The organism is Shewanella sp. GutCb (genome assembly GCF_002836135.1).
GTDB lineage: Bacteria > Pseudomonadota > Gammaproteobacteria > Enterobacterales > Shewanellaceae > Shewanella.
Genome location: NZ_PJBL01000050.1, coordinates 1 through 3,037, shown reverse-complemented (window position 1 = coordinate 3,037; position 3,037 = coordinate 1). Strand labels below are relative to the sequence as shown.

Here is a 3,037-nt window from a genome sequence, read left to right as displayed (position 1 = left end):
ACACCACATTAAGTGCTTATTCTAACTCTGGTGTTTTGTAAAAACATCAGTCTCATACAAAACCCATCAGGGTTGTATGGTTAAGCCTCACGAGTCATTAGTACAAGTTAGCTCAACGCCTCACAACGCTTACACACCTTGCCTATCAACGTCCTAGTCTCGAACGGCTCTTTAGAGGAATTAAATTCCTAGGGATGACTCATCTTAGGACTCGCTTCCCGCTTAGATGCTTTCAGCGGTTATCGATTCCGAACGTAGCTACCGGGCAATGCTATTGGCATAACAACCCGAACACCAGCGGTTCGTCCACTCCGGTCCTCTCGTACTAGGAGCAGCTTCCTTCAATCATCCAACGCCCACGGCAGATAGGGACCGAACTGTCTCACGACGTTCTGAACCCAGCTCGCGTACCACTTTAAATGGCGAACAGCCATACCCTTGGGACCGACTTCAGCCCCAGGATGTGATGAGCCGACATCGAGGTGCCAAACACCGCCGTCGATATGAACTCTTGGGCGGTATCAGCCTGTTATCCCCGGCGTACCTTTTATCCGTTGAGCGATGGCCCTTCCATACAGAACCACCGGATCACTATGACCTACTTTCGTACCTGCTCGACGTGTATGTCTCGCAGTTAAGCTGGCTTATGCCATTGCACTAACCGTACGATGTCCGACCGTACTTAGCCAACCTTCGTGCTCCTCCGTTACTCTTTGGGAGGAGACCGCCCCAGTCAAACTACCCACCAGGCACTGTCCCGAACCCCGATTCAGGGGCCGCGGTTAGAACATCAAAACTACAAGGGTGGTATTTCAAGGTTGACTCCACATCATCTAGCGACAATGCTTCAAAGTCTCCCACCTATCCTACACATGTAGGTTCAATGTTCAGTGCCAAGCTATAGTAAAGGTGCACGGGGTCTTTCCGTCTAGCCGCGGGTATACGGCATCTTCACCGCAATTTCAACTTCACTGAGTCTCGGCTGGAGACAGCGTGGCCATCATTACGCCATTCGTGCAGGTCGGAACTTACCCGACAAGGAATTTCGCTACCTTAGGACCGTTATAGTTACGGCCGCCGTTTACCGGGGCTTCGATCATGAGCTTCTCCGAAGATAACCCAATCAATTAACCTTCCGGCACCGGGCAGGCGTCATACCGTATACTTCCTCTTGCGAGTTTGCACAGTACTGTGTTTTTGATAAACAGTTGCAGCCACCTGGTATCTGCGACTGCCAACAGCTTAAGGAGCAAGTCCTATCACCGTCGGCAGCGTACCTTCTCCCGAAGTTACGGTACCATTTTGCCTAGTTCCTTCAGCCGAGTTCTCTCAAGCGCCTTGGTATTCTCTACCCAACCACCTGTGTCGGTTTGGGGTACGATTCCTACTAACCTGAAGCTTAGAAGATTTTCCTGGAAGCATGGCATCAACTACTTCATCACCTTAGTGACTCGTCATCAGTCCTCAGTCTTGCAATTAAATGCGTATTCCCGGATTTGCCTAAGAATACAACCTACAACCTTAAACGCGGACAACCAACGCCGCGCTAGCCTAGCCTTCTCCGTCTCTCCATCGCAGTTAGCAGAAGTACAGGAATATTAACCTGTTTCCCATCGACTACGCCTTTCGGCCTCGCCTTAGGAGTCGACTCACCCTGCCCTGATTAACATTGGACAGGAACCCTTGGTCTTTCGGCGAGGGAGTTTTTCACTCCCTTTATCGTTACTCATGTCAGCATTCGCACTTCTGATACCTCCAGCGTGGGTTACCCCTTCACCTTCAACGGCTTACAGAACGCTCCTCTACCGCACTAGTGTAAACACTAGTACCCATAGCTTCGGTGTATTGCTTAGCCCCGTTAAATCTTCCGCGCAGGCCGACTCGACTAGTGAGCTATTACGCTTTCTTTAAATGATGGCTGCTTCTAAGCCAACATCCTAGCTGTCTAAGCCTTCCCACATCGTTTCCCACTTAGCAATAACTTTGGGACCTTAGCTGATGGTCTGGGTTGTTTCCCTTTTCACGACGGACGTTAGCACCCGCCGTGTGTCTCCCGAGTAGTACTCATTGGTATTCGGAGTTTGCAAAGGGTTGGTAAGTCGGGATGACCCCCTAGCCTTAACAGTGCTCTACCCCCAATGGTATTCGCTCGAGGCGCTACCTAAATAGCTTTCGAGGAGAACCAGATATCTCCCGGTTTGATTGGCCTTTCACCCCCAGCCACAAGTCATCCGCTCATTTTTCAACATAAGTCGGTTCGGTCCTCCAGTTGATGTTACTCAACCTTCAACCTGCCCATGGCTAGATCACCGGGTTTCGGGTCTACACCTTGCAACTAAACGCGCAGTTAACACTCGGTTTCCCTACGGCTCCGCTATTCGCTTAACCTCGCTACAAAATGTAAGTCGCTGACCCATTATACAAAAGGTACGCAGTCACGGTCTCAAGAACCGCTCCCACTGCTTGTACGTATACGGTTTCAGGTTCTATTTCACTCCCCTCACAGGGGTTCTTTTCGCCTTTCCCTCACGGTACTGGTTCACTATCGGTCAGTCAGGAGTATTTAGCCTTGGAGGATGGTCCCCCCATGTTCAGACAAGATGTCACGTGTCCCGTCCTACTCGTTTTCACGTAAAGTTAGTTTTCATGTACGGGGCTATCACCCTGTGCCGCTGTGCTTTCCAACACATTCCACTAACACCCTCTACGCTTAAGGGCTAATCCCCGTTCGCTCGCCGCTACTAGGGGAATCTCGGTTGATTTCTTTTCCTCCGGGTACTTAGATGTTTCAGTTCCCCGGGTTTGCCTCATTAACCTATGAATTCAGTTAATGATACATGCTTATGCATGTGGGTTTCCCCATTCGGAAATCGTTAGCTCAAATGCTTGTTACTAGCTCGCCAACGCTTATCGCAAGTTACTACGTCCTTCATCGCCTCTGACTGCCAAGGCATCCACCATATACGCTTAGTCACTTAACCATACAACCCAAATAAGTCTCTATGAGAAATACTCGTTGTTTCAAGCGGGTAAGCTT

At 50.0% G+C, this 3,037-nt stretch carries 1 rRNA gene; it reads right to left on the bottom strand.

Going from position 1 to position 3,037, the window contains the following annotated elements:
- Positions 1-76: 76 nt before the first annotated feature.
- Positions 77-2,981: ribosomal RNA gene (locus CXF86_RS19845) — 23S ribosomal RNA — on the bottom strand.
- Positions 2,982-3,037 lie beyond the last annotated feature (56 nt).